This window comes from Campylobacter concisus (assembly GCF_902460595.1).
GTDB classification, from domain to species: Bacteria; Campylobacterota; Campylobacteria; order Campylobacterales; family Campylobacteraceae; genus Campylobacter_A; species Campylobacter_A concisus_BL.
On record NZ_CABPVA010000014.1, the window covers coordinates 1 to 1123 of the forward strand.

The following is a 1123-nucleotide window of genomic DNA, read 5'->3' on the forward strand; positions in this document are numbered from 1 at the left end:
TAAGAGTTTTTTATTGAATACTTTTTAAGTTTATGCTAATATTTGGCGAAAAAATTAAGGAAGAATTTTATGCCAATTACCCCTAGAAATGATGCAACTTTTAAAGAAAACTTAATAGATATCATCAAACTATCATATAGTGCTGACATCAATAAGCCTTTCATCTCTGACGACAAGTTACTTATGGGATATAGCTTTAGCCTAAAGGACGATCTGGAGGCGATATGCGCTCAGATTTATGGTGCTAGCAAAGCAAAAGTTATTGAGGCTGTTAGAAAAACTATAACAAACACTACAAGCAAAATCGTGGTTTCAAAGATAGATACAGAAAAGCTTTTTAATGATATAAATAATGCTGCAAGGACCGCTTACGGCGCAGAGTTGCCTGAGTTTAAATTTAGCCAAGATGAGCAGTTAAATGCCATTTTAGAGTCAAAGCTAAAGCCACTAGCAGCTGATATACAAGATAAGCTAAGAGGATCGTCACTTGCAAATTTAGAAGAGGTTAAACTCACTTCATCTGGAACGTCACAGATCTCAAAAGAGCATGTAGCACTTCTTGCCCTGCTTCACATAAGTAGCAAGAAAAATATCGACCCAGCTTTAGCAAAATACATCAAGAGCAAAAGTCGCTTTAAAGCGTGGTTTTGGCTAGCTCACGAGAGCTTTAGCAGTGACAACCCGCACAACCTTAAACTTTTAAGACAAAAGATATCAGCTCAGTTTGGCCTTTACGAGTCAGACGAAAACAATAGAGCTCTAAGTGACTCATCTAGTGCCACTAGCATGGAGCGCGTCAGCTTTGGCGAGTGCATAGACATCTTTACCCACCTAAATATCTCTAAAGCTATGTATGTAACAAAACACAAAAACGGCAAAGAGCACAAAGAAGACGTCACACATTTAGAATTTATGCAAAAAGATGAAGAGAGATCAAACAATACCGCTTCAAAGTGTGAGGGGCTATTTAAGCCATTTGCCGATAAGCTAAATTCTCTTTTGAGCTCTGAGACATCAAAGAAATTTGAGACCGAAAATATCTACTGCGTAAATTTAACCTCCTCTTCAACCTCTAACGCTTCAAGGATAAATAAGCTCTTAAAAAGAAGAGAAGAAGAGCTTT

Annotated in this window: 1 protein-coding gene; it reads left to right on the forward strand. The window is 37.4% G+C overall.

The genetic code is table 11. The features are described from left to right. Positions 1-69 precede the first annotated feature (69 nt). A partial coding sequence (locus F3G86_RS10550) for a hypothetical protein (RefSeq protein WP_188116456.1) occupies positions 70-1123 on the forward strand: 1054 nt, incomplete at its 3' end.